General features: G+C 36.4%; 21 protein-coding genes and 2 tRNA genes. 10 read left to right on the top strand and 13 right to left on the bottom strand.

The window, feature by feature from the left end:
• Nucleotides 1-71 precede the first annotated feature (71 nt).
• From E0Z07_RS18380 to hemA, 11 genes are all read right to left on the bottom strand, one after another.
• Nucleotides 72-206 (bottom strand): hypothetical protein, encoded by a 135-nt coding sequence (locus E0Z07_RS18380; protein WP_006262343.1) that lies wholly within the window; start codon nucleotides 204-206, stop codon nucleotides 72-74.
• 362 nt (nucleotides 207-568) lie between these two features.
• Nucleotides 569-2,170, bottom strand: a complete 1,602-nt coding sequence (locus E0Z07_RS04125; RefSeq protein ID WP_006262344.1) for a fumarate hydratase — start codon at nucleotides 2,168-2,170, stop codon at nucleotides 569-571.
• 564 nt (nucleotides 2,171-2,734) lie between these two features.
• On the bottom strand, nucleotides 2,735-3,145 hold the full coding sequence (locus tag E0Z07_RS04130; RefSeq protein WP_006262345.1) for a c-type cytochrome: 411 nt from the start codon (nucleotides 3,143-3,145) through the stop codon (nucleotides 2,735-2,737).
• Nucleotides 3,146-3,262: 117 nt separating this feature from the next.
• Nucleotides 3,263-3,625 carry a DUF7716 domain-containing protein gene (locus E0Z07_RS04135; protein ID WP_006262346.1) on the bottom strand — a complete coding sequence of 121 codons (363 nt, stop codon included), beginning with the start codon at nucleotides 3,623-3,625 and terminating at the stop codon, nucleotides 3,263-3,265.
• A 138-nt stretch (nucleotides 3,626-3,763) separates the two neighbouring features.
• Nucleotides 3,764-4,756: a porphobilinogen synthase gene (hemB, locus tag E0Z07_RS04140; RefSeq protein WP_006262347.1), complete on the bottom strand. Its 993-nt coding sequence runs from the start codon at nucleotides 4,754-4,756 to the stop codon at nucleotides 3,764-3,766.
• 177 nt (nucleotides 4,757-4,933) lie between these two features.
• On the bottom strand, nucleotides 4,934-5,914 hold the full coding sequence (gene hemF / locus E0Z07_RS04145) for an oxygen-dependent coproporphyrinogen oxidase (RefSeq protein ID WP_006262348.1): 981 nt from the start codon (nucleotides 5,912-5,914) through the stop codon (nucleotides 4,934-4,936).
• A gap of 127 nt (nucleotides 5,915-6,041) precedes the next feature.
• Nucleotides 6,042-6,401 (bottom strand): hypothetical protein, encoded by a 360-nt coding sequence (locus E0Z07_RS04150; RefSeq protein WP_006262349.1) that lies wholly within the window; start codon nucleotides 6,399-6,401, stop codon nucleotides 6,042-6,044.
• Nucleotides 6,402-6,467: 66 nt separating this feature from the next.
• The gene (hemE, locus tag E0Z07_RS04155) at nucleotides 6,468-7,496 is read right to left on the bottom strand and encodes a uroporphyrinogen decarboxylase (protein WP_006262350.1); all 1,029 of its coding nucleotides are present in this window, start codon (nucleotides 7,494-7,496) and stop codon (nucleotides 6,468-6,470) included.
• 37 nt (nucleotides 7,497-7,533) lie between these two features.
• Entirely contained in the window at nucleotides 7,534-8,199 is a 666-nt protein-coding gene (locus E0Z07_RS04160) for a uroporphyrinogen-III synthase (RefSeq protein ID WP_006262352.1), read from the bottom strand.
• A gap of 1 nt (nucleotide 8,200) precedes the next feature.
• Entirely contained in the window at nucleotides 8,201-9,130 is a 930-nt protein-coding gene (hemC, locus tag E0Z07_RS04165) for a hydroxymethylbilane synthase (protein ID WP_006262353.1), read from the bottom strand.
• A gap of 1 nt (nucleotide 9,131) precedes the next feature.
• Nucleotides 9,132-10,382 carry a glutamyl-tRNA reductase gene (gene hemA, locus E0Z07_RS04170; protein ID WP_006259834.1) on the bottom strand — a complete coding sequence of 417 codons (1,251 nt, stop codon included), beginning with the start codon at nucleotides 10,380-10,382 and terminating at the stop codon, nucleotides 9,132-9,134.
• 232 nt (nucleotides 10,383-10,614) lie between these two features.
• On the opposite strand from hemA, the gene E0Z07_RS04175 reads away from it, so the two are divergent.
• From E0Z07_RS04175 to E0Z07_RS04195, 5 genes are read left to right on the top strand one after another with little or no spacing between them, the layout of a single operon-like run.
• Complete coding sequence (locus tag E0Z07_RS04175; protein WP_006262354.1) at nucleotides 10,615-11,487, top strand: helix-turn-helix transcriptional regulator; 873 nt, start codon at nucleotides 10,615-10,617, stop codon at nucleotides 11,485-11,487.
• 4 nt (nucleotides 11,488-11,491) lie between these two features.
• On the top strand, nucleotides 11,492-12,508 hold the full coding sequence (hemH, locus tag E0Z07_RS04180) for a ferrochelatase (protein ID WP_006262355.1): 1,017 nt from the start codon (nucleotides 11,492-11,494) through the stop codon (nucleotides 12,506-12,508).
• 4 nt (nucleotides 12,509-12,512) lie between these two features.
• A complete protein-coding gene (locus E0Z07_RS04185) occupies nucleotides 12,513-13,052 on the top strand; it encodes a CopD family protein (RefSeq protein WP_006262356.1) in 540 nt (179 codons plus the stop codon).
• Nucleotides 13,052-14,524, top strand: coding sequence for a sensor histidine kinase (locus E0Z07_RS04190; protein ID WP_006262357.1), 1,473 nt, complete (start codon nucleotides 13,052-13,054; stop codon nucleotides 14,522-14,524). Before E0Z07_RS04185 ends, E0Z07_RS04190 begins: the two co-directional genes overlap by 1 nt.
• A 16-nt stretch (nucleotides 14,525-14,540) precedes the next feature.
• Nucleotides 14,541-15,326: an enoyl-CoA hydratase/isomerase family protein gene (locus tag E0Z07_RS04195; protein WP_006259839.1), complete on the top strand. Its 786-nt coding sequence runs from the start codon at nucleotides 14,541-14,543 to the stop codon at nucleotides 15,324-15,326.
• A 95-nt stretch (nucleotides 15,327-15,421) separates the two neighbouring features.
• Here the strand turns inward: E0Z07_RS04195 and E0Z07_RS04200 are convergent.
• Together E0Z07_RS04200 and E0Z07_RS04205 are read right to left on the bottom strand one after the other, a co-directional pair.
• Nucleotides 15,422-15,492 (bottom strand) — tRNA-Gln (locus tag E0Z07_RS04200).
• A gap of 221 nt (nucleotides 15,493-15,713) precedes the next feature.
• Nucleotides 15,714-15,784: transfer RNA gene (locus E0Z07_RS04205), tRNA-Gln, on the bottom strand.
• Between the two features lie 183 nt (nucleotides 15,785-15,967).
• Between E0Z07_RS04205 and E0Z07_RS04210 the strand changes: the two genes are divergently transcribed.
• The 5 genes from E0Z07_RS04210 (at nucleotide 15,968) to E0Z07_RS04230 (ending at nucleotide 24,263) form a co-directional block, all read left to right on the top strand.
• Nucleotides 15,968-19,171, top strand: a complete 3,204-nt coding sequence (locus E0Z07_RS04210) for a glycosyltransferase family 117 protein (RefSeq protein WP_006262358.1) — start codon at nucleotides 15,968-15,970, stop codon at nucleotides 19,169-19,171.
• Nucleotides 19,172-19,247: 76 nt separating this feature from the next.
• Nucleotides 19,248-20,306, top strand: a complete 1,059-nt coding sequence (gene thiL / locus E0Z07_RS04215) for a thiamine-phosphate kinase (RefSeq protein WP_006262360.1) — start codon at nucleotides 19,248-19,250, stop codon at nucleotides 20,304-20,306.
• A gap of 480 nt (nucleotides 20,307-20,786) precedes the next feature.
• On the top strand, nucleotides 20,787-21,272 hold the full coding sequence (locus E0Z07_RS04220; RefSeq protein ID WP_006262361.1) for an acetyl-CoA carboxylase biotin carboxyl carrier protein subunit: 486 nt from the start codon (nucleotides 20,787-20,789) through the stop codon (nucleotides 21,270-21,272).
• 2 nt (nucleotides 21,273-21,274) lie between these two features.
• Nucleotides 21,275-22,714, top strand: a complete 1,440-nt coding sequence (accC, locus tag E0Z07_RS04225) for an acetyl-CoA carboxylase biotin carboxylase subunit (protein WP_006262362.1) — start codon at nucleotides 21,275-21,277, stop codon at nucleotides 22,712-22,714.
• Between the two features lie 7 nt (nucleotides 22,715-22,721).
• Nucleotides 22,722-24,263 (top strand): acyl-CoA carboxylase subunit beta, encoded by a 1,542-nt coding sequence (locus tag E0Z07_RS04230; RefSeq protein ID WP_006262364.1) that lies wholly within the window; start codon nucleotides 22,722-22,724, stop codon nucleotides 24,261-24,263.
• The last annotated feature ends 27 nt before the right edge of the window (nucleotides 24,264-24,290 follow it).

Raw genomic sequence — 24,290 nt, forward strand, 5'->3', positions numbered from 1 at the left:
ACTTATATTATTCTTCAGGTTTAAAACTTTGTTCTATTCCTTTGTATCTCTTTACTATTACATCAATCTTACTAAAAAGGTTTAACCAACTTAACCCCTCTTTCTACTAATTCCATTCTAGTGATTTTTCCTTTCATATAAGCCCTAACTTGATTTTTATTCTCTACCAAGTTCTTTACTGTATTAACAGTCTCTGTCTTCTTCATAACTTCTCATTTACCCTACAAATCTACGACAATTATTATTTTCAAAACATTAAAATTCAAATATTTATCATTTATATACACAAATCATTAGGCTACTTACCTTAGTTGTAAAGTAATCTCCTTTGCCTGTTGGGAGACACAGAACAGAGCGTTAAAAAAACATCTGTTTGACACCGTTAGTGAATGGAACATTCCTAATTCTAAATTCCCAATTAAAAAAAGCCGATACTGTCGCTAGTATCGGCTTTTCATTGTCGTCTATAAATTGTTAGTTTATCCTTGTTTTAAAAGTTAGGTTTATGAATAATCACATGCCATAGGCACACATTCGTAATTCCTAACTCTCAATTCCTAATTGATTACTATAGATCTGCGAAGAAGTCATTTCCTTTATCATCAGTGATGATGAAGGCAGGGAAGTCTTTCACTACGATCTTACGTACAGCTTCCATTCCTAATTCTGGGAAGTCAACCACCTCTACGCTTAAGATATTCTCTTTTGCAAGGATAGCAGCTGGTCCTCCGATAGAACCAAGATAGAAACCACCGTGTTTTTTACACGCATCAGTTACCGCTTGACTACGGTTACCTTTCGCAAGCATAATCATACTTCCACCTACCGCTTGGAAACTATCTACATAAGGATCCATACGCCCTGCTGTAGTAGGTCCGAAGCTTCCTGATGGCATACCATCTGGAGTCTTAGCTGGCCCTGCATAGTACACTGGGTGATTCTTGAAGTACTCAGGCATCTCTTGTCCATTGTCTAACATCTCTTGGATCTTAGCGTGAGCGATGTCGCGCGCCACGATAACAGTTCCGTTTAACATTACACGAGTTTTAATAGGATGCTTCGTTAACTCTGCTAATTGTTCTTTCATTGGCTTGTCCAAGTCGATTACCACAGGCTCTTCTAAGTGAGGAGCTACTGCAGGCAAGAAGCGTCCTGGATCAGTCTCTAATTGTTCTACGAATAATCCCTCTGCAGTGATTTTCGCTTTTATATTTCTATCTGCCGAACAAGATACTCCTAATCCTACAGGACATGAAGCAGCGTGACGAGGAAGACGGATCACACGTACATCATGAGTAAAGTATTTACCCCCGAACTGTGCTCCAATCTTAGACTCTTGACAGATTAATTGTAATTTTTTCTCCCACTCTAAGTCACGGAACGCTTGACCTCCCATATTACCAGAAGTAGGTAAGTTATCATAGTATCCAGCAGATGCTTTCTTTACAGCCGCTAAGTTTGCCTCAGCAGATGTACCACCGATCACTAATGCTAAGTGATATGGAGGACAGGCAGCAGTACCTAGATCCATGATTTTCTCTTTGATAAATTCCGTTAAGTTTTTATCATTAAGAAGAGATTTTGTTTTTTGGTATAAGAACGTCTTGTTAGCAGATCCTCCACCTTTCGCTAAGAATAAGAACTCATATTTAGCTCCTTGTGTAGCATAGATATCGATCTGTGCTGGTAAGTTAGAACCTGAGTTTTTCTCCTCAAACATACTGATAGGTACGATCTGAGAGTAACGCAAGTTTTTCTTTTGGTATGTTTCGAAGATACCTTTAGATAAACTCTCGGCATCATTCGATCCCGTATATACGTTTTCTCCTTTTTTTGCCACTACGATAGCAGTACCTGTATCTTGACAAGAAGGCAATTGTCCTTCTACTGCTACTTTTGCGTTTTGTAATAAGTTATAAGCCACAAAACGATCGTTATCTGTCGCTTCCGGATCGTCTAGGATAGCTTTTAATTTTTCTAAGTGCGATGTTCTCAACATGAATGACACATCTGTCATCGCTGTCTCAGCAATCATCTCAATCGCTTTAGGATCAACCACTAATATCTCTCTATCTCCTAATTTTTCTACTTTTACATAGTCAGAAGAAATCTTTTTGTACTGCGTATCATCTTTCTGAATCGGATACGGATCTTGATATATGAAGTCCATTGAATTGTTAGTTTATTTTTGTTTAGTAAAATTACTAATTAAAGTCCTTATAAAATCGTAGAATGCTTCTAAATAGCCAGTGTTTATAAGGGATATAGATCATTTACACTTTACAGATTAATATTAGAACTCTTCATTTTATTTCTCTAAGAATGAGCACTTTCTTCGCATATTAGACAACAATTTTTTATTCTCTTTTTATAATATGTAGCACTATCTTATTCTTTCACTTCATATCACACTAATATTAAGCACATTACTATGCTTTCTATTCTAATTCCCTTTTACTCACTTTTACTTCCACTCCACTTGGTAGCTATATGATGCCTATATGATGGGATAGTGATAGGCTATTTTTGGTACTTTTAAGCCGACCAAATGCCCATCACTAGCCGACCACATACCGACCACCCCCTAATAAATAGTATTTTATTCCCATTTATCATTCAATCTAGTCTGAATTGCATTTTATATTAATGGGTAAAATCTATCTCTTACTGAATATAAAAAAGCCTTGAATCTATTGACTCAAGGCTTTTCGATATCTTACTGTTTATTTATTATCTATAAACTTCGCATATAGGCAATAAGTGCCTCCATCTCTAGATCGCTAAACTTCTTCGTGATCTCTAAGTTAGCTTGCATAATGATAAACTGAGACGGATCAACTATAGCTTCCTCATTTCCTCTCAAGAAAGAAACTAGATCAGCGTTGTGTTTATCATACACTTGTAATATTTCTTTGACACTAGGTCCTATTATTTTTTTATCTGTCTGATGGCAAGAAGCACAGTTTCCTTTTCCTTTAAAGATGTCTTCACCTAGTTTGATTTTTTCAGACATAGTCATTTCGGCTACTTCTCCTCTCTCTGATTCGTACACAGCTTCAGGTTGTGTTTTCTCATCCTTACCACCACATGCTACTACACTAATAGCAGCAAGAAGTAGTAAACTAGTTTTTATAATTTTTGTCATTGTTGTTGTTTATTTATTTCCATCAAAAATAGAGAAACAAAATGAACATTATAGTATACAAAACAGTCCTTTTAGTGCAATAAACGGACAAATAATATATAATAGACTTTATATTGTTTAGTCAAAATCTATAAAATCATCTATCGTCAGGTAGTAATCTAATGCCATGATGAGCTCTTCTACCGTCACTGTAGGTTTCTGGCTCACTGCTAAGTCTACTACATCTTGTATATCTTCATCAGAGCACAGATACCACATATCTAGTTCTGTAACAGCGTCTGGATATATCTCTTCATCTGCCTCTGTCACCTCAACAGGATCACCAACATAAATCTCTAATTCTACATCTGCCTCATCTTCTACAGCATAAATAGCATACTGATAGGCCGGACCATACTCGGTAGTTCTTTCTTTTCGATCTTTAACAAGTAAGATAAACTCTGCTAATCGATATGTTTTATTTTTAAAATCAGGCGTCATATATTCTATAATTTTACTAGTGGATAAAGTTAAAACACTTCTTACTACTATTTAGAAAAAAAGTTATCAATAGCTTATAATGAAAAAAGCTCGTTGACAAAATCAACGAGCTTCTTTTATTTATAGTACTTATTCTAACTATTTATTCAATAAAATAGACGCTTCTTTAGCGAAGTATGTTGAGATAATACTTGCTCCAGCGCGTTTGATACAAGTTAATTGTTCCATCATTATCTGATCGTGGTCAAGCCATCCTCTCTCTGATGCAGCCTTTACCATAGCGTACTCACCAGATACTTGGTACACAGCTACAGGCACATTCACAGCGTCTTTCACTTCACGTACGATATCTAAATAAGCCATACCAGGTTTTACCATAAGGATATCTGCTCCTTCTTCTACATCGTATAACGCCTCTTTCACAGCCTCAATACGATTAGCATAGTCCATCTGGTATGTTTTTTTGTCTTTTGGTATCTCTACATCTGCTCTCGGTGCGCTGTCTAGTGCATCGCGGAATGGTCCGTAGAATGCAGATGCATACTTAGCAGAATAACTCATGATACCTACATTCGTAAATCCTGATTGGTCTAATGCTTCACGCATACGTAAGATACGTCCGTCCATCATATCACTAGGTGCTACGAAGTCTGCTCCTGCCTCTGCATGAGATACGCTCATCTTCGTCAGTGCATCTACTGTAGGGTCATTCACTACTACTCCATTCTCTATAATACCATCATGTCCGTATATAGAATATGGGTCTAATGCTACGTCTGGCATTACGATCATACCTGGACATGCATCTTTTATCGCTTTGATAGCAGTCTGCATTAATCCATTAGGATTCCATGCTTCTGTACCTGCATTGTCTTTTAAATGATCACTTACTTTTACATAGATATTCACTGCGCGAATACCTAACGCATAAAGCTCTTTTACTTCCTTTACTGTCAAATCCACAGAACGTCTAAACATACCTGGCATCGAAGGAATAGCTTCTTGTACATTAGTCCCTTCTGCTATAAACATAGGGAACATAAAATCTTGTGGAGTCACGATAGTCTCTCTTACCAAACTACGAATAGACTCATTTGTTCTTAATCTTCTACCTCTTTGTAATGGAAACATAATTATTTTTGGTTTTATATGTTTATATACTATTGTTAACGCACGGATTACAAATCCGCGCAATCGTTGTAACGTATTATAATAGACGCAATGTGTTGCGTCTCTACTGTTGGCGCGGATTTATAATCCGTGACATATTCTGTAAACATTAATTGTGACACGCAAAATATTGCGTCTCTACTTTATCCAATCAATTGGCTCTGCCAATACTTTCAACAGCTTTTCTTCCCAACTGTTTTCTTCTGGATGGTGGTCATATACCCATTGTACATGTGGTGGTAGACTCATTAGGATAGATTCGATACGTCCATTGGTTTTTAATCCAAATAGAGTTCCTTTATCATGAACAAGGTTAAACTCTACATATCTACCTCTTCTGATTTCTTGCCATGTACGGTGTTCATTGCTATAAGGGGTATCCATACGACGTTCTACGATAGGTGCATAAGCTTCTAAGAAGCTATCTCCTACTTCGGTTACGAAGTCATACCACTGTTGCATAGACATTTCTTCTGTTGCTTCTAAGCGGTCAAAGAATAATCCTCCGATACCACGTGCCTCTTCTCTATGTGCATTCCAGAAATATTCATCACATTGCTTTTTATACAATGGATAAAACGCTGGATTATGCTTATCACAAGCTGTCTTACATACAGTATGAAAATGCGTAGCATCCTCATCGAATAGGTAATAAGGTGTAAGGTCTTGTCCTCCACCAAACCAAGAACGCACTACTGTACCTTCTTTGTCATACATTTCAAAATAACGCCAGTTAGCATGTACTGTAGGTACCATAGGGCTCTTCGGGTGAATCACTAACGATAATCCACAAGCGAAGAAATCTACATCTCCTACATTAAAGTACTTTTGCATCGCTACTGGTAACGGTCCATGTACGGCAGAGATATTCACTCCTCCTTTTTCGAATACCGCTCCATTCTCGATCACACGTGTGCGACCTCCACCACCTTCAGGACGTTCCCAAAGGTCTTCTTGGAATTTTGCTTTTCCATCTATATCTTCAAGTCCTTTCGTTATGGTATCTTGAAGCTGTTGTATATATTGATAAAATTGTTCTTTCATATTATAAATAGTACATACCCTCTCTCTGTAAGGATACTCATCATTAAAAAAACTATTGTTCCGTAGTTCAGCCAATACATTATATTGCGCCTCTCTACCTTATCTTTAAATAAACAATAGTAAGCAGACTCCTCTAGTCCTACATATCACTATCATAGTATGTATGACACCTCAACCTGTTTCTGCTGTAAATAGTGATCTCTTAAAGGCGACTAATCTTAGTCATGATATTAAATGAGAATGCTTTACTCTCATCTTGTATATATTGATAGACAGCCTTTGCTTTTGCTTTTAATGAAGGCTCTTGAGAAGACCACTTCACTAATAGATCTGTGAACTCTTCCATCTTATCCCAAGGGAAGTTGAATTTATGTAAGTGCAAGGCTAGGTCCTTACCCTCTGTTATCAACAGTTGTTCATAACTCAGGCCTATCTTTTGAAGCTCTACGTCTAGATCTTCTATAAATTTCTTGTCCTCTGGTGTAAATCCAATAGAAGACAACTTCTGAACAATAGACTCTATACGTCTTTCTTCTTCACTTTTTGTTCCTTTGTTTAACATAGGTCAAATGATATAGTAAAACAAAAAAGCCTACGTCGTACTTCGGCAGGCTTTTCTGTCAATATTTTACTTATGTTCGTATTCTTTTACCGCTTCGATAAATGCTTTTGCATGATCTACTGGGATATGAGGTAAGATACCGTGACCTAAGTTCACTATATACTTATCTTTACCGAAAGCATCGATCATCTCGTGTACCATTTTCTTAATAGTAGGGATCGGAGACATTAGACGGCTTGGGTCAAAGTTACCTTGTAATGTGATATCTCCTCCTGTGAATAGACGAGCGTTCTGTGGGCTACAAGTCCAGTCTACTCCTAATGCAGAAGCTTTTGACTTCGCCATCTCAGGTAATGCAAACCAACATCCTTTTCCAAATACGATAACTGGAGTGATATCAGCTAATGCTTCTACTATTTGGTTAATATACTGCCATGAAAACTCTTGATAATCTACTGGAGATAACATTCCTCCCCATGAATCGAATATTTGTACTGCATTTACACCTGCTTTTACCTTTTCTTTAAGGTATAAAATAGTTGTATCTGTAATCTTTTGTAATAACGTATGTGCAGCTACTGGGTCAGAAAAACAGAAGCCTTTCGCTAAATCAAAGCTCTTAGAACCTTTTCCTTCTACTGCATAACAAAAGATAGTCCAAGGTGAACCAGCGAATCCAATCAATGGTACTTCATCGTTTAACATCTCTTTCGTTACTTTAATAGCATCCATTACATATCCTAATGTCTCTTCGATATTAGGTACGATAACTTGCTCTACATCTTTAGCAGAACGGATAGGATTAGGTACCCATGGCCCTACTCCTGGTCTCATCTCTACATCAATGTTCATAGCTTGCGGTACGACTAAAATATCTGAGAATAAAATAGCAGCATCTGGTTTTACAATACGAATCGGTTGTACTGTAATCTCAGCTGCGATTTCTGGCATTCTACAACGTGTAAAAAAATCATACTTATCTCTTAATTCGCGAAACTCTGGTAAGTATCTACCTGCTTGACGCATCATCCATACAGGTGGTCTCTCTACTGTTTCACCTTTTAACGCTCTTAAGAATAAATCATTTTTAATCATTTCTATTCGATTTTAATACGTCAATTTTTAGCTGACTCTATTTATAATAATCCACACAAGCTTGTAATGTAGCTTCCACTGTAGGTTGCTTCGCTATTACAATATTCTGTGTAACTCCTTTTAATGGTTCTGCTGTAGTATCTCCTATACAGAAGCACACTTCTGTCGTGATGCTGTTCTGCTGAAGATAACTCTCTATCGCTGAAGGACTGTAAAAGCACAATCCATCTACTTTATATTCATTCTTTATAGGATTAAGCACAGTCTGATATACTGTGAACTCATTAAAGACCATACCATTTGCTCTAAAAGCATCTGGCAATAGATCTCTTCTGATACTTCCACTAAAGAATGTTATATTTCTATCTTTATAGTCTTGAACAATGATAGGAGCTAATTCTTTTGCATAATGTGCCCAAGCCTTAACTTCCCAACCGTTCTCCTCCAACAATTCTTTTGTTTTTATCCCCACACATAGCGCTGGTTTCTTATTCAGAACTTCTCTATATCCCTGACTAATCACACTCTTCACTGCATTCTGACTCGTAAACAATACATACTCATGTACAGCATCCAAGTCGAATACTAAGTGTTCTGTCAAGATATAATCTTGTTCTACTAAATGTACCTTCCCTAAAGCTACAGCATCTAGTACACTCGCTTTAATCTTACGTGTAGATAAAATAGTTGGATTAAAAGACATTTTATTTTTTTAATTGTTGACGTAGTGTTTCCATTAATTCACTACCACCATTCTCAAGAATTTCTTTAGCTGCAAAGAATCCAAGCTTCTTCCACTCTGCGATATCCACTACTTTGTTCACTTCGAACTTCTGTTGACCATCTAAAGAGAATAATACCCCTTTAAAATTAATCGTGTCATCGTGATCATTATAAGTAGCTAAAGCACCGATAGGAGCTGTACATCCCCCTTCTAACGTTCTTAAGAACTGTCTTTCTATATAAGTAGTCATCTCTGTTTCATAATCATTTAACTGAGCTACTGCGTCTAAAGCATGATTATCATCTGCATTTACGACTACTACCATAGCTCCTTGTGCAGGTGCAGGTATCATCCAGTCAAGATTAATGAAGTTCGATGGTTTCTTTTTAATACGATCTAAACCAGCTGAAGCGAAGATTGCTCCATTCCAATCGCTGTTTTGTAGTTTTTCCATACGAGTATTTACATTTCCTCGTAGGTCAACTGTTGTATGCTTTGGGAAGCGGTTTAACCATTGAGCTTTACGTCTTAAACTTCCTGTAGCTACTACTGCCTCAACCTCTTCTGACATAAAAGATGTATCTCCTTTATGTAATAAGATGTCTACAGTATTAGCACGTTTAAGTACTGCTCCCTGTACGATTCCTTCTGGTAGAGCTGTTGGTACATCTTTCATAGAATGCACTGCGATATCTACCTCTTTTTTTATCATTGCCACATCTAGAGTCTTAGTAAAGATTCCTGTGATTCCCATCTCATATAATGGCTTGTCCAACACTAAATCTCCTGTAGATTTAACAGGTACTAACTCTGTCTTGTACCCTAATTTCTGAAGAGATTGTTCAACTGTTTTTGCTTGCCACATTGCTAGTTCACTATCACGTGTACCTATACGAATAATTCTACCCATTTTAATTTGATTCTATATGAAACACTTTTTCTATCCATTCTATACTCTGATCCACTACTGTATCTTCATGACGAAGATGGTTTGCAAAGTGCGTAGTGATCTTCTGTATGATGCGCATACTGATTAGTTCAGCCTGCTCAGAATCAAAGTTATCATATTTCTTTTTATGATAATCTAATTCCCCATCTTTTATCTGCTCTAGCTTAGATTTAAGAGCATGTATAGTAGGTGCGAATTTTCTCATCTTCGTCCAAGCGATAAACTCAGACATGATCTCTTCTATAATTTCTTCTGCTTGTGGAATGAACTCTCTTCTTCTCTCGATCGTCTTATCTGTCATTTGAGATAAATAATCAAGGTGTATTAATTCTACTCCTTCTATCTCAGTCACATCATCACTCACGTTCTTAGGAATAGACAAATCTAAAATAACAAGAGGTTTTGTCAAGTTAAGCAACGCCTTATCTACTGTAGGTTTCTGCGCACCAGTCGCTACGATAAGCACATCTGATTTGCGTATTTCTGCTTGTAAATCTGCATAATCCTTTACGATAAGGTTAAACTTACCTGCTACTTCTAATGCTTTCTCTTTTGTTCTATTAATAAGTGTGATATGATCATTCTTAGTATGCTTCACTAAGTTTTCGCATGTATTTCTACCGATTTTACCTGTTCCGAATAACAAGATATTCTTATTAGAGATATCTTCTACATGGTCCATAATATATTGTACAGAAGCAAATGACACAGAAGTAGCTCCAGAACTAAGCTCAGTCTCATTCTTGATACGTTTACTTGCTTGGATAACTGCATTGACTAATCTCTCGAAGTAATTTGTTGTCAATTCTTTCTCCTTCGCTAAGTAGAAAGCATTCTTAATCTGACTGATAATTTCAAAATCACCTAATATCTGACTATCTAGTCCTGTTCCAACACGGAATAAGTGTTCTATCGCCTCCTTAGTCTTATATACATAAGCCACGTTGCGGAAGTCATCCACTGTACCATTACTGTTATCACATAATAATTTAATCAGTTCGAAAGGGTGTTGTGCGAAACCAAATATCTCCGTTCTATTACATGTAGAAATCACGATTAAACTCTCGATTCCTTCATTTTTAGCTTGAGTTAATAAATTGTCTTTGGCCTCATCACTTAGACTAAACTTACCGCGCATTTCAGCGTCCGCTTTCTTATAACTTAATCCCACTGCATAAAAAGTCGCAGGTTTAGTCTTATCTATTTTGTCCATACCACAGAGTTAATTCAAAAAAGTAAACAAATTTAAGATTAAAGAATCGACAAAAGTAACGCTAGAAGGACTATTTATATCGCTAAGGGATTTCTGAAAAAAAAAGCCTTGCATTTCATTATAATACAGTACATTTGCAACAATAGCAAGGGTTAAAAGACACCCTATATAGAATCGTTCTAAATAAAAAGTAACTAGATAAGTTTCTAACTTAAGTTTAAAAAGTATCGCTATGAGTCCTACGGAAGAAATAATAATTGATGATAATTTTTCGATATTAAGATTCGAAAACAACTTGACAGAGAACATAACATTTCAACGAGAAATGGGAACAGATGTTATCCAATTTTACTTTGGTTTAAAAGGGTCTGCCAAATTTGTATTCAATCAAGGAGCCTATTCTCTTCCTCTTAATGAAGAAAAGTTCTTGATCTTATACAACCCACAAAAACAGCTTCCTGTACACTTAGAGATATCCCCTAATACATGGGTCATAAGTGTTTTAATTTCTATCAAGAAGTTCCATGCTCTATTTTCAACAGAAGCAGAGTTCATCGGTTTTTTAACTGGTGAAAACAGAGACAAGAAGTATTACTCTGAAGAAGAAATTACTCCTTCTATGGCTATAGTCCTAAATCAGTTGTTTAACTTCTATATGAATCCAACTATCAAAAAGCTATACTACACTGGTAAGACATACGAGTTACTTAGTTTACTATTTAATCAGAATGAAGATCAAAACATAGAGAATTGCCCATTCTTATCTGATGAAGACGATGTCGTTAAAATCAAAAAAGCGAAAGATATCATCATCAGTAAAATGGCTGAACCACCTACTCTTCAAGAGTTAGCAGACTCAGTAGGTATTAACATTAAAAAACTAAAAATGGGCTTTAAGCAGATTTACGGTGACTCTGTATTCAGCTTCTTGTTTGATTATAAGATGGAATACGCACGCAAGCTCTTAGACAACGGTAGTTATAATGTAAACGAAGTAGGACTAAAGATCGGTTATAGTTCTGCTAGTCATTTCATTGCTGCCTTTAAAAAGAAGTTTGGCACTACACCGAAAAAATACTTAATGTCTCTCAACACAAATAATTAACAACATGCAAGGTATATTATTAGTTAACCTAGGCTCACCTAAAAGCCCTACAGCAAAAGACGTAAAACCATACTTAGGAGAATTCTTAATGGATGAAAGAGTAATAGACATGCCATACATCCTAAGAAGTTTATTAGTTAAAGGAATCATACTGAATACTAGACCAAAGAAATCAGCAGAAGCTTATTCTAAAATATGGTGGGAAGAAGGTTCACCACTAATCGTAATTTCTGAAAGACAACAAAAGAAAGTACAAGCAAAAGTAGATATACCTGTAGCATTAGCTATGAGATATGGAGAACCTTCTATCCAAACAGGTCTACAGGAGCTAAAAGACAAAGGTATAGATGATGTACTAATGATCCCTCTTTACCCTCAGTTTGCCATGGCAACTACAGAGACTATTAATGTATTAGCCGAAGAAGTAAGACAGAAATACTTTCCTCAAATGAAAGTTACGAGCTTCCCTGCTTTCTACAACAAGAAAGAATATGTAGATGCTCTAGCTCATACTATACAAGGTCATCTAGAAGGGTATGACTATGACCATATCGTATTCTCTTATCATGGAGTGCCTGAAAGACATATCCGCAAATCAGATGTAACAAAGGGACACTGTACTATAGACGGATCTTGCTGTCAGACAGCTTCTAAAGCACATGAGTTCTGCTATAGACATCAATGTTTAGAAACAACAAGACAAGTAGTAGAGAAATTAAACATCCCTGCTGATAAATACACTAACTCATTCCAATCTAGATTAGGAATGGACAAATGGCTACAACCTCCAACTGATGCTACTGTAAATGGATTAGCTGAGAAAGGCATTAAAAAGCTAGCAGTAGTTACTCCTGCCTTTGTAGCTGACTGTCTTGAAACTCTAGAAGAAATAGGCATGGAAGCACATGACGAATTCTTAAAACACGGAGGAGAAGAGTTTAGAACAATCCCTTGTATGAATGATGATGACATGTGGATAGATGCAATGGTTACTTGGATTAAAGAATGGCAAAACAAATAATAGCATGTTATACCTATATCTAAAAGCTCTACATATTATTTTTATAGTATGCTGGTTTGCAGGACTATTCTATATCGTACGTCTATTTGTATATTACTCCGAGACGAAGGATATGCCTGAAGTACAATCTAACATCTTAAGAAATCAATATACCATCATGACTAATCGCCTGTGGAATATCATCACATGGCCTGCAGCTGTATTAGCAACTGCTTTTGGTATAGGTATGTTAATCTATAATCCGGTTTTATTAAAATTGCCTTGGATGCATGTCAAATTACTTTTTGTAGTCTGCTTAATCGCCTACCACTTAAAGTGCCATCAATTTGTCAAGCAAATTAACGCAGGGAATATGACTAAAACATCTTCCTTTTTTAGAATTTGGAATGAAGGAGCTACCTTGATTTTATTTTCTGTAGTATTTTTAGTAATTTTAAAAAGTACTTTTAATTGGATATTTGGAGTTGTAGGTCTAGTAGGATTATCAATACTATTAATGCTAGGAATACGCTTATACAAACGAATTCGCGATAGCAGAAAATAATGAAAGATGACTTTATATTAAAGAACTTTTCTCTGAGAAATAGAATATTTTTCTCACTTATATTTTTGAGTATTATCTCATCTGTATTGATATCAGCTGTATCAGTGTATCAATTCAGAGAAGAAGCACGTACTTATCATCAATATAGACTAGAAAGGACAGAAAACTCTATCAATGAGAATATAAACTACATCTTAACCACTTCTGAATACCCTCTAACAACAGAGAACATCCCTCGCATTTTTAGAGATAAAATACATGAGCTAGCAGCCATACACAATACAGAGATCAATATACACGATCTACAAGGACGCCTCTTGATTACCTCAAGAGGTACCTTTTCTGTAGACAGCATATCTAAAAATATCTCTCCTTTAGTTTTAAAGACAATACAGTCCTCTCCCAACAAACGCTTTGTAGATATAAAAACGGTAGATAGCAACCGCATACGTATTGCATATAGTTTTTTAAAAGATTTAAAGTACAAACCTCTAGGTATACTTAAAATACCGTATGAGGAGAAAACAGAGTTTTACGAAAACGAGATTCAGAACTTCATGGTTAAGTTTGGACAAGTATATATCATTATGCTAATTATGTCTATTGCTATCTCTTACTTCTTGTCAAACTATATTACCCAAAGTCTAAACAATATCAGTGTCAAGATTACAAGTACTAAGTTTGGGCAAAAAAACGAAAAGATCGATTCTAGCAACACTAGTAAAGAGATCTCAGCTCTTATCACTGCATATAATGATATGGTGGAGAAACTCGATGATTCGTACGAAAAACTAGCTCAAACAGAAAGAGAGCAAGCTTGGAGAGAAATGGCTAAGCAAGTTGCACACGAAATAAAGAATCCTCTTACTCCTATGCGACTAACTGTTCAAAGCTTTGAAAGAAGATTTGATCCTAATGATCCTGAAATCAAAACAAAATTAAAAGATTTTTCACAAGTATTAATACAACAGATAGATACGATGACTTCTGTTGCAACAGCGTTCTCTAGCTTTGCTGCAATGCCTGCTCAGCAAGACGAAACTCTTGACATTGTCAACACTGTAAGATTAACACTTGACATCTTTAATGAAGACTATATCTGGTTTGAAAGCACCGATCAGGAGATCATCTCTAAAATAGATAGAACACAACTAATCAGAATTATTACTAACTTAGTCAAAAATGCAATACAAGCTATCCCATCTGAGCAGAAGAACCCACAGATAAAAGTGAGCATATCTAGAACAGAAGAAAGCGCTATCATCAAAGTAGCTGATAACGGAACAGGTATAAAGCAAGAAGATCTAAACAAAATATTCCAACCTAAGTTCACTACCAAAACAAGTGGCATGGGATTAGGATTGGGAATCATAAAAAACATAATTACAAATTACAACGGTACAATAGTCTTCGAAACAGAAGAAGGTCTTGGCACCACATTTATTGTTACCTTGCCTATTATAAATAATTAATCAAATAAAAGATATTATGGATTTTGAAAATATTCTAGTAGAAAAAGAAGGAAGTCTGGCCATTATAACCATTAATAGACCAACTAAATTAAACGCTTTAAACAAGCCAACAATTGAAGAGCTTCACCAAGCCCTTAAACACTTTGAAAAAGACCGTGAAACACGTGTTATCATCCTTACTGGAAGTGGAGAAAAAGCTTTCGTTGCAGGTGCTGACATTAAAGAATTCTCTAGCTTCAACACTAGTGAAGGTTCACAGTTAGCTGCCAAAGGACAAGAGCTTCTATTTGACTATGTTCAAAATTACAACAAACCAGTAATCGCTGCTGTTAATGGATTTGCCCTAGGAGGTGGATTAGAGTTAGCGATGTCAGCACACTTCAGAATAGCTTCTAATAACGCTAAAATGGGACTTCCAGAAGTAACACTTGGACTAATCCCAGGATATGGCGGAACACAACGCTTACCTCAACTTATTGGAAAAGGAAGAGCAATGGAGCTAATCATGACTGCAGAGATGATAACAGCTGATAAAGCTCTATCTTATGGATTAGTGAACCACGTTGTAGAGCAAGAAGAACTATTAGCATTCACAAAGAAAATAGCGAACAAAATAGCTTCTAACTCTGCTTCTGCAATTGGAAGAGCAATAAAATCTATTAATGCTAACTTTAAAGATGGTGTAAACGGATACCACGAAGAAATCAAGAACTTCGGAGAATGCTTCGAAACAGAAGACTTCACAGAAGGAACTACTGCTTTCTTAGAAAAAAGAAAACCTGAATTCAAAGGTCAAAACTAATAACAAAAAAAGGTCAGAGCGTGCTCTGACCTTTCTTATTTCAATTCCTTATTCTTGAAATAAAAAAACCTCTTGAATGATCAAGAGGTTTTTTGTTGGCCTACTAGGACTCGAACCTAGAACGACTGAACCAAAATCAGCTGTGTTACCATTACACCATAGGCCAGTACCATTTCATTACTTTGGCATAATTACTTCAGTAATGCGGATGCAAAATTAGCACATTTTTTGATTCTTCCAAATATAAAATGTCTTTTTTAATCACTCTCAGCCCCCTATTTTGCTAAGATACTCATAGTCAAGAGAGAGTATTGATAATTTTAACATTTTATTTTTACGTACAATTAAAATAAAAAAAGCCTCTTGAAAAATCAAGAGGCTTTTCTGTTGGCCTACTAGGACTCGAACCTAGAACGACTGAACCAAAATCAGCTGTGTTACCATTACACCATAGGCCAATACCTTTTTTACATACCGTAAAGCGTAATTACTTCATCAATGCGGATGCAAAAGTATAACTATTTTTATAATCTCCAAACTTTTCTATCAAAAAAATTAATTTTTTCTAATTCCTTCACGCAACACAAAAAAAATCTTTTCTTTGTATATACAATCTGAAAAAATATCTAGTAATTACAAATATGTTGACATTCAATTACAAGAAGTGGAATGTTATAGGAGGATGGCTATGTTTTGCCATTGCCCTATTGACTTATACACTAACAGTAGAGCCTACAGTAAGCTTTTGGGATCCAGGAGAATATATTGCTACCTCTGCTAAACTACAGGTAGGACACCCTCCAGGGGCTCCTTTTTATCAAATGTTAGGAGCTTTCTTCTCGATGTTTGCTACCTCTCCAGATAAAGTTGCCCTAATGGTAAACATGGTTGCTGTTATTTCCAGCGCGTTTACCATTCTTTTTATGTTCTGGACATTATCTAATTTACTTAAGAAAATCGTCGTTGCGAAAAGTGAGTGGACGAATATCAATGCTATCGTTGTTTTAGGTAGTGCTGCTGTTGGTTCATTAGCCTTTTCATTCACAGATAGTTTTTGGTTTAACGCTGTAGAGTCTGAAGTATATGCTTCTGCGATGCTTCTGACATCACTTCTATTGTACTTAGGTGTGAGATGGTATGATGATATCAACACTCCTAAAGGTAATCGTTGGCTATTATTGATAGGGTTAGTTATCGGAGCTTCTTTTGGAGTCCACCTAATGGCTTTATTAACAGTTCCATCTATCGCATTACTATACTTCTTTAAAAGATATCAAAAAGTAACTATCAAAAACTTTATCATAGCTAATGTAGCTGCTGTAGGAGTTTTGTTCTTCCTTTTTGCTTTCTTATTCCCTAAGACCTTAGCCTTATTTGGTAAGACAGAGATCTTTATGGTGAACTCGATAGGAATGCCATTTAACAGTGGAACTATATTTGCCTTCTTATTGATTGTTGCCTTCTTTGTATTCGGGTTGAGATATACAGAGAAGAAAAACAAGATAATGGCGAACACCCTTATTCTAACACTTCTTTTTGTATTTGTTGGATTGACGAGTTGGATAATGTTACCTATCCGTGCTAATGCAAAAGTAGTGATCAATGAGAACACACCTTCTGATGCTTCTGAGCTATTAGCATACTACCAACGTGAACAGTATGGGGAGGAAAGTATCTATTACGATTCTTACTTCACTAAAAAATATGTAGGATTAGATAAAAACAATCCTTGGAAAGACGAAAAACCAAACTACGAAAGAAACTACCAAACAGGTAAGTATGAAATCGTAAACGAATATAAAAACGCAGGACAAAACTTCGATAGTACTCATAAAGGATTCCTTCCTAGACTGTGGAGCACAGACAAGAACCACCGTGTAAACTATATGCGTTATACTAAACCTTTAGACTTCAGAGTATCTTCTCAATATGCTGGAACAAAAGAGTTAGAAGAATTAGTATCTGGAGTAAAACAAGGTCTCGCTAGTGGAGAAATTGATTATGATGGACTTGACAAGTTCCTAGATCAATATGGAGAATACCTAGAAATCGAAGTACCTTCATTCTCTAGTAATATCGGTTTTATGTTTGAGTACCAATTCGGATATATGTTCTGGCGTTACCTGATGTGGAACTTTGCAGGAAGACAAGATGATGTACAAGGTCAAGGTGACTTACAACACGGTAACTGGATTAGTGGTATCAAATTCTTAGACGAAATACGTTTAGGTTCTCAAGATAACTTACCTTCAGATACATTAGAAAACAAAGGTAGAAACACTTATTTCTTCTTACCTTTTATACTTGGGCTTATCGGTATTGTATTCCACTATCGTAAAGACCCTAAGATGTTCTGGGTATTGTTAGTGTTATTCCTATTTACAAGTTTTGCACTTAAAATATTCTTGAATGAACGCCCTTTCGAACCGCGTGAACGTGACTATGCTGTAGTACCAGCATTCTATGTATTCGCGATGTGGATTGGATTCGGAGTATATGCTATCTTCGACGGTCTTAAAAAATATGTACAACCAAAAATAGCTGGTCCAGCTGTTCTAGTTGTATCATTATTTGCAGCTCCTGTATTATTAGCACAACAAAACTGGGATGACCACGACCGTTCAGATCGTTATACAGCCCTTGCTAACGCTAGAGCATACTTAGATTCATGTGATCCGAATGCTATCTTATTTACTATTGGAGATAATGATACATTCCCACTGTGGTATCTACAAGATGTAGAAGGATACAGAACAGATGTAAGAGTAGTATGTACGAGTTTACTTCCATTAGACTGGTATATTGACCAGATGAGAGCAAAAGCGTATGACTCAGAGCCTCTGCCTATCTCATTCACACATGATCAATATGTAGGTAATAAAAGAGATGCTATCATCGTAAACAAGATGATTGACGAAAGAATAGACATCAACTCTCTTCTTAACTTCATTAAATCTGATGACGATAGAACGAAGATTAAAACAGAGGCAGGAACTACATTGTATATCGCTCCTACTAATCAGATCAGAATACCTGTAGATAGTGCTAATGTAGCGAAACACAATATTGTATCTCCTCACTTAAGAAAAGATATATTACCTTATCTAGACGTTAACATTACTGACCAGGCTATCTATAAGCACCGCCTTATCATGTTAGATATAGTGGCAAATAATAACTGGGAACGACCTATATACTTCTCTGGAGGTAGCTGGGGAGATGATGATTTCATCTGGATGAAAGATTACTTACAGTTAAGTGGTTTAGTATATAAACTAGTTCCTCTGAAATCTGATACAGAGAGTTCTCATGCACTAGATAGAGGTTCTATAGACGCAGATAGAATGTACGATATCGTAACGAAGTGGTACTGGGGTAATATGGGAAGTGATAAGATATATCACGATCCTCAGACTAGACGTAATGCACTGAGCTACCGTATCAACCTTGCTCGATTGATGGAACAACTATTAATAGAGGGGAAAGATGAGAAAGCGAAGAAAGTTATTGATATAGCGATGACGAATATGCCTATCAAATACTATGGTTTATACGAAGTTGTACATCCATTCGTAGAAGGTTCTTATAAAGTTGGCGAAAAAGAAAATGCTCGTCAAATGGCTAAAGAATTAATTCAAAAATCTCAAGAATCGCTTACTTACTATAAAGGCCTTGAGATAAATGATATCGAATACTATGCTAGAGAGATTATTACTGAAATAGAAATATGGCGCTCTCTGTTACAAATAATAGAAGAAGAAGACCCTAGCTACTACGCTAGTCTAGTACCAGACTTCAATACATATAATGGCTATTTTAAATACTTTAAAAGAGCTAACTTATAGTTTAAAAGGCGATAGAAATAAATCTATCGCCTTTTCTTTTTACCTTTGCATTACTTTAAAATAAAGCAGATATACGATGATCGAGAATAAAAATCAATCTAAGACAGATATTGGACATTTAGGTGAGTTTGGATTAATAGAACATTTAACACAAAACTTTACAATAGAAAACGAGAGTACAACTAAAGGCATCGGAGATGACGCTGCAGTATTGTCTTTTGGAGAAGATAAAGTAGTTGTTTCTACAGATTTATTAATCGAAGGAGTGCACTTTGACCTTGCATACTCTCCTCTTAAGCATTTAGGATATAAAGCCGTGGTAGTTAACCTATCCGATATCTGTGCGATGAATGCCATCCCTACACAGATTACAGTATCTATCGCAGTATCTAATCGTTTTCCTCTAGAAGCTCTAGATGAGTTATACGAAGGTATCGCCTTAGCGTGTAAGTATTATAAAGTAGACTTAGTAGGCGGAGACACTACCTCATCACAAAAAGGGTTGATTATAAGCGTGACCGCTATTGGTAAAGCTAAAGAAGAAGAATTAGTATACCGCAGTGGAGCGAATGACAACGACTTATTAGTGGTAACAGGAGATATAGGATCTGCTTATATGGGATTGCAAATCCTAGAGCGTGAGAAACAAGTATTCTTAGTAAACCCTAATAATCAGCCTGATTTATCTATCTACGAATACATCATCGAAAGACAATTAAAGCCAGAGGCAAGAACAGATATCAAACAGCTATTAGCAGATCTAGGTGTAAAACCAACAGCGATGATAGACATCTCTGATGGATTGTCTTCTGAGATTATGCATATATGCAAAAGTTCTAAAGTAGGATGTAATCTATATGAAGAGAAACTTCCATTAGACCCTCAGTTTATGAACACTTGCGAAGAGTTTAATATCGATGCTACTACGATGGCTATCAATGGTGGAGAAGATTATGAACTGTTATTTACTATTAAAATGGAAGACTTTGACAAAATCAAGGGGAATCCAAACTTAACAGTGATAGGTCACACAACACAAGAGAGTGAAGGTATTCATCTTATCTCAAGAGCAAACACTAAAATCCCTTTAAAATCAAGAGGATGGAATCCTTTAGAAAACAAAGACGAAGAATAATAACTATTATAAAAGGTAATTTCTAACTAGAGATTACCTTTTTCTTTTTACCCCCTTCTCCATTCTCCCTCCACATTCCCTTCACACCTCCTCTAGACTAATTTTACATCTTAGCTAACTACCTATATTATCCCTCCATAATAACTCCGTTGTTTTGTATAAAATAACGGACTTAATACGGACTTAATACGGACTCACTACGGACTCACTACGGACTCAAATGCAATAAATCTCAATGCTGATTAAAGCCGTTTAGCTATCAGAGAAGGCCTGTTCTACTTAACGAGAATAGTATAAAAAATCCCAATTGAATACCTTGTAACCTCTTTTATCTTATTTATTTACAATCAGAATCAACCAAAATTATTGTAAAAAAATAATATTTCTGCCATAGTATAGTAAAAAATTAAATTATCAATAAATATTATTTATATATCACACATTTAATTATATTTACGAATACCAAAAACTAAAAATATAATGAATAAAACGTATCAATTAAAAGTGAATGCTGATACTGTTTTTGAAAGTGAAGATTTACTACAAGGAGACATCAATGTATCTCGTGTAAATGAATCTACATATCACGTACTCAAAAACAACAGATCTTATGACGTGGAAATACTTGAGAACCACTTTACAGACAAAAACTATACTGTAAATGTCAACGGAAATAACTATTCTGTTAATATCCAAACCGAACTCGATAAGCTAATCAATCAATTAGGCTTCTCCTTAAACTCTACTAAGCAGGTTAATTCTATCAAGGCTCCTATGCCTGGTCTTATCCTAGATATTTTGGTAACTGTAGGGCAAGAAGTAGCTGAGAATGACAACTTATTAATCTTAGAAGCTATGAAGATGGAGAACAACTTATCTTCTCCTAGAGCTGGGATTATTAAGTCTATCAACGTGACTAAAGGTGCCACTGTTGATAAAGGATTAGTGTTAATTGAATTCGAATAAAGATGAAAAAAATATTAGTTGCCAACCGTGGCGAAATAGCTGTACGTATTATGACTACAGCTAAAAAAATGGGTATTAAGACAGTAGCTGTGTACTCTACTGTTGATCGTAATGCTCCACACGTACGTATGGCTGATGAAGCTGTATGTATCGGAGAGGCTCCTTCTAACCAATCTTATTTATTAGGTGATAAAATATTAGAAGTAGCAAAATCATTAAATGTAGATGGTATCCACCCAGGATATGGATTCTTAAGTGAGAACTCTAACTTCGCTTTAGCGTGTAATGCAGCTGGGATTACCTTCATCGGTCCAGATACGCATGCTATAGAAGTAATGGGTAATAAACTGGCTGCTAAAGAAACTGTAAAAGACTATAACATCCCTATGGTGCCGGGTCTAGACGAGGCTATCACTGACGTAGCCAAAGCGAAACAAGTAGCGAAAGAAATAGGCTTCCCTATCCTAATCAAAGCTGCTGCTGGTGGTGGTGGAAAAGGGATGCGTATCGTAGAAAAAGAAGAAGAATTCGAAAGTCAAATGCAGCGTGCTATTTCTGAAGCAACCAATGCTTTCGGAGATGGTTCTGTTTTCATTGAGAAATATATAGGTTCGCCTAGACACATTGAGATACAAGTGTTAGCGGATAAACATGGTAACGTAGTTCACTTATTTGAAAGAGAATGTAGTATCCAACGTCGTCACCAAAAAGTAATAGAAGAAGCCCCTTCTGCTGTATTAACTCCTGAAGTGCGTAAAGCTATGGGAGAAGCAGCTATTAAGGTAGCTAAGTCTTGTAATTATGTAGGAGCTGGTACGGTGGAGTTCTTAATAGATGAGCACCTTAACTTCTACTTCTTAGAGATGAATACTCGTCTTCAAGTAGAACATCCAGTCTCAGAGTTAATCACTGGATTAGACTTAGTAGAGATGCAAATCAAGGTAGCTCGTGGAGAGAAGCTTCCTTTTACACAAGAAGACTTAGAGATCAAAGGACATGCTATGGAACTTCGTATCTATGCAGAAGACCCTCTAAATGATTTCTTACCTAGTGTAGGGAACTTAGAAATCTATCAACTACCTAAAGGAGAAGGTATCCGTGTAGATAACGGTATAGAAGAAGGTATGGATGTACCTATCTACTACGACCCGATGTTAGCCAAGTTAATTACTTATGGACAGACACGTGAGGAGGCTATAGAGATTATGATCGAAGCCATTAAAGCATATAAGGTAAAAGGTATCAGTACGACATTGCCATTCGGTAAGTTCGTAATGGAACACAATGCTTTTAGAGAAGGTCATTTTGACACGAACTTCGTGAAGAAATACTACAATGCTGATTTAATCAAAGAAGAGTATAAAGATGAAGCAGAGATAGCGGCATACCTTGCGCTACAGATGTATTTAGAAGACCAAAAACAACTTCGATTACCAAACTAAGAATCATATGAATCCGAAAATAAATAAACTACAAGAAATACAAGCCCAAGCTAAATTAGGCGGAGGGCAAAAAAGAATAGATACACAACACAGCAAAGGAAAGCTTACTGCTCGTGAACGTGTAGAATACCTATTAGACGAAGGTTCATTCGAAGAGATCGGTATGTTAGTGACACACCGTACGACCGACTTCGGTATGGATAAAGAAGTATATCACGGAGATGGTGTAGTGACTGGGTATGGAACGATCAACGGTCGCTTAGTCTATGTATTCGCACAAGACTTTACTGTATTCGGAGGAGCACTTTCTGAGACGCATGCAGAGAAAATCTGTAAAGTAATGGATATGGCACTTAAAATGGGGGCACCAATGATCGGACTAAACGATTCTGGAGGAGCACGTATACAAGAAGGTGTAAGATCATTAGGTGGATATGCAGATATCTTTTACCGCAATGTACAAGCATCTGGTGTGATACCTCAGCTATCTGCTATTATGGGACCATGTGCTGGAGGAGCAGTATATTCTCCTGCGATGACTGACTTCACAATGATGGTAGAAGGGTCTAGTTATATGTTCGTAACAGGACCTAACGTTGTAAAAACAGTAACTAATGAAGAGGTAACTTCAGAAGAATTAGGAGGAGCAAGTACTCACTCTACGAAGTCTGGAGTAGCTCATACGACATCTCCTAACGACGTAGCCTGTCTAGAGGATGTAAAAACGCTATTGTCTTATATGCCTCAAAACAATATGGAGAAGCCGATGAGTCTTCCTTATACTGCAGGCGAAGAGTATAGATATGAACTAGATGAGATAGTACCTGAGAGCTCTAATAAGCCTTATGATATGAAAGAGGTAATTAATCACATCATAGACGAGGACTCTTTCTTCGAAATACACAAAGACTACGCTGAGAATATCGTAGTAGGTTTCGCTAGACTAGGAGGTAAAAGTGTTGGTATTGTGGCTAACAATCCGATGTTCTTAGCAGGATGTTTAGATGTAAACAGCTCTATTAAAGCTGCTCGTTTCACTAGATTCTGTGATGCTTTTAATATTCCTCTATTAGTCTTAGTAGACGTACCTGGATTCTTACCTGGTACAGATCAGGAGTGGAATGGTATCATCGTACACGGTGCAAAGTTACTGTATGCATTAAGTGAAGCTACAGTACCTAAAGTAACGGTGATTACTCGTAAAGCCTATGGAGGTGCTTATGATGTAATGAACTCTAAACACATCGGAGCAGATATGAACTTTGCGTGGCCAAATGCCGAAATTGCAGTAATGGGAGCTAAAGGGGCTAGTGAGATTATCTTTAAAAAAGAAATAGCAGAAGCAGCAGATCCAGTAGCAAAACTAGCTGAGAAAGAAGCTGAATATGCAGACAAATTTGCTACTCCATACAGAGCGGCACAACGAGGATTCATTGATGAAGTAATTCTTCCTAATGAGACTCGTAGAAAACTGCTTAAGGCATTCTCTATGTTAGAACATAAAGAAGTAAATATGCCAAACAGAAAACACGGAAATATTCCTCTTTAATAAATTCAACAGCCCTTTAGATATTTA

Origin of the sequence: Myroides odoratimimus (genome assembly GCF_004337635.1) — a bacterium.
Lineage (GTDB): Bacteria > Bacteroidota > Bacteroidia > Flavobacteriales > Flavobacteriaceae > Flavobacterium > Flavobacterium odoratimimum.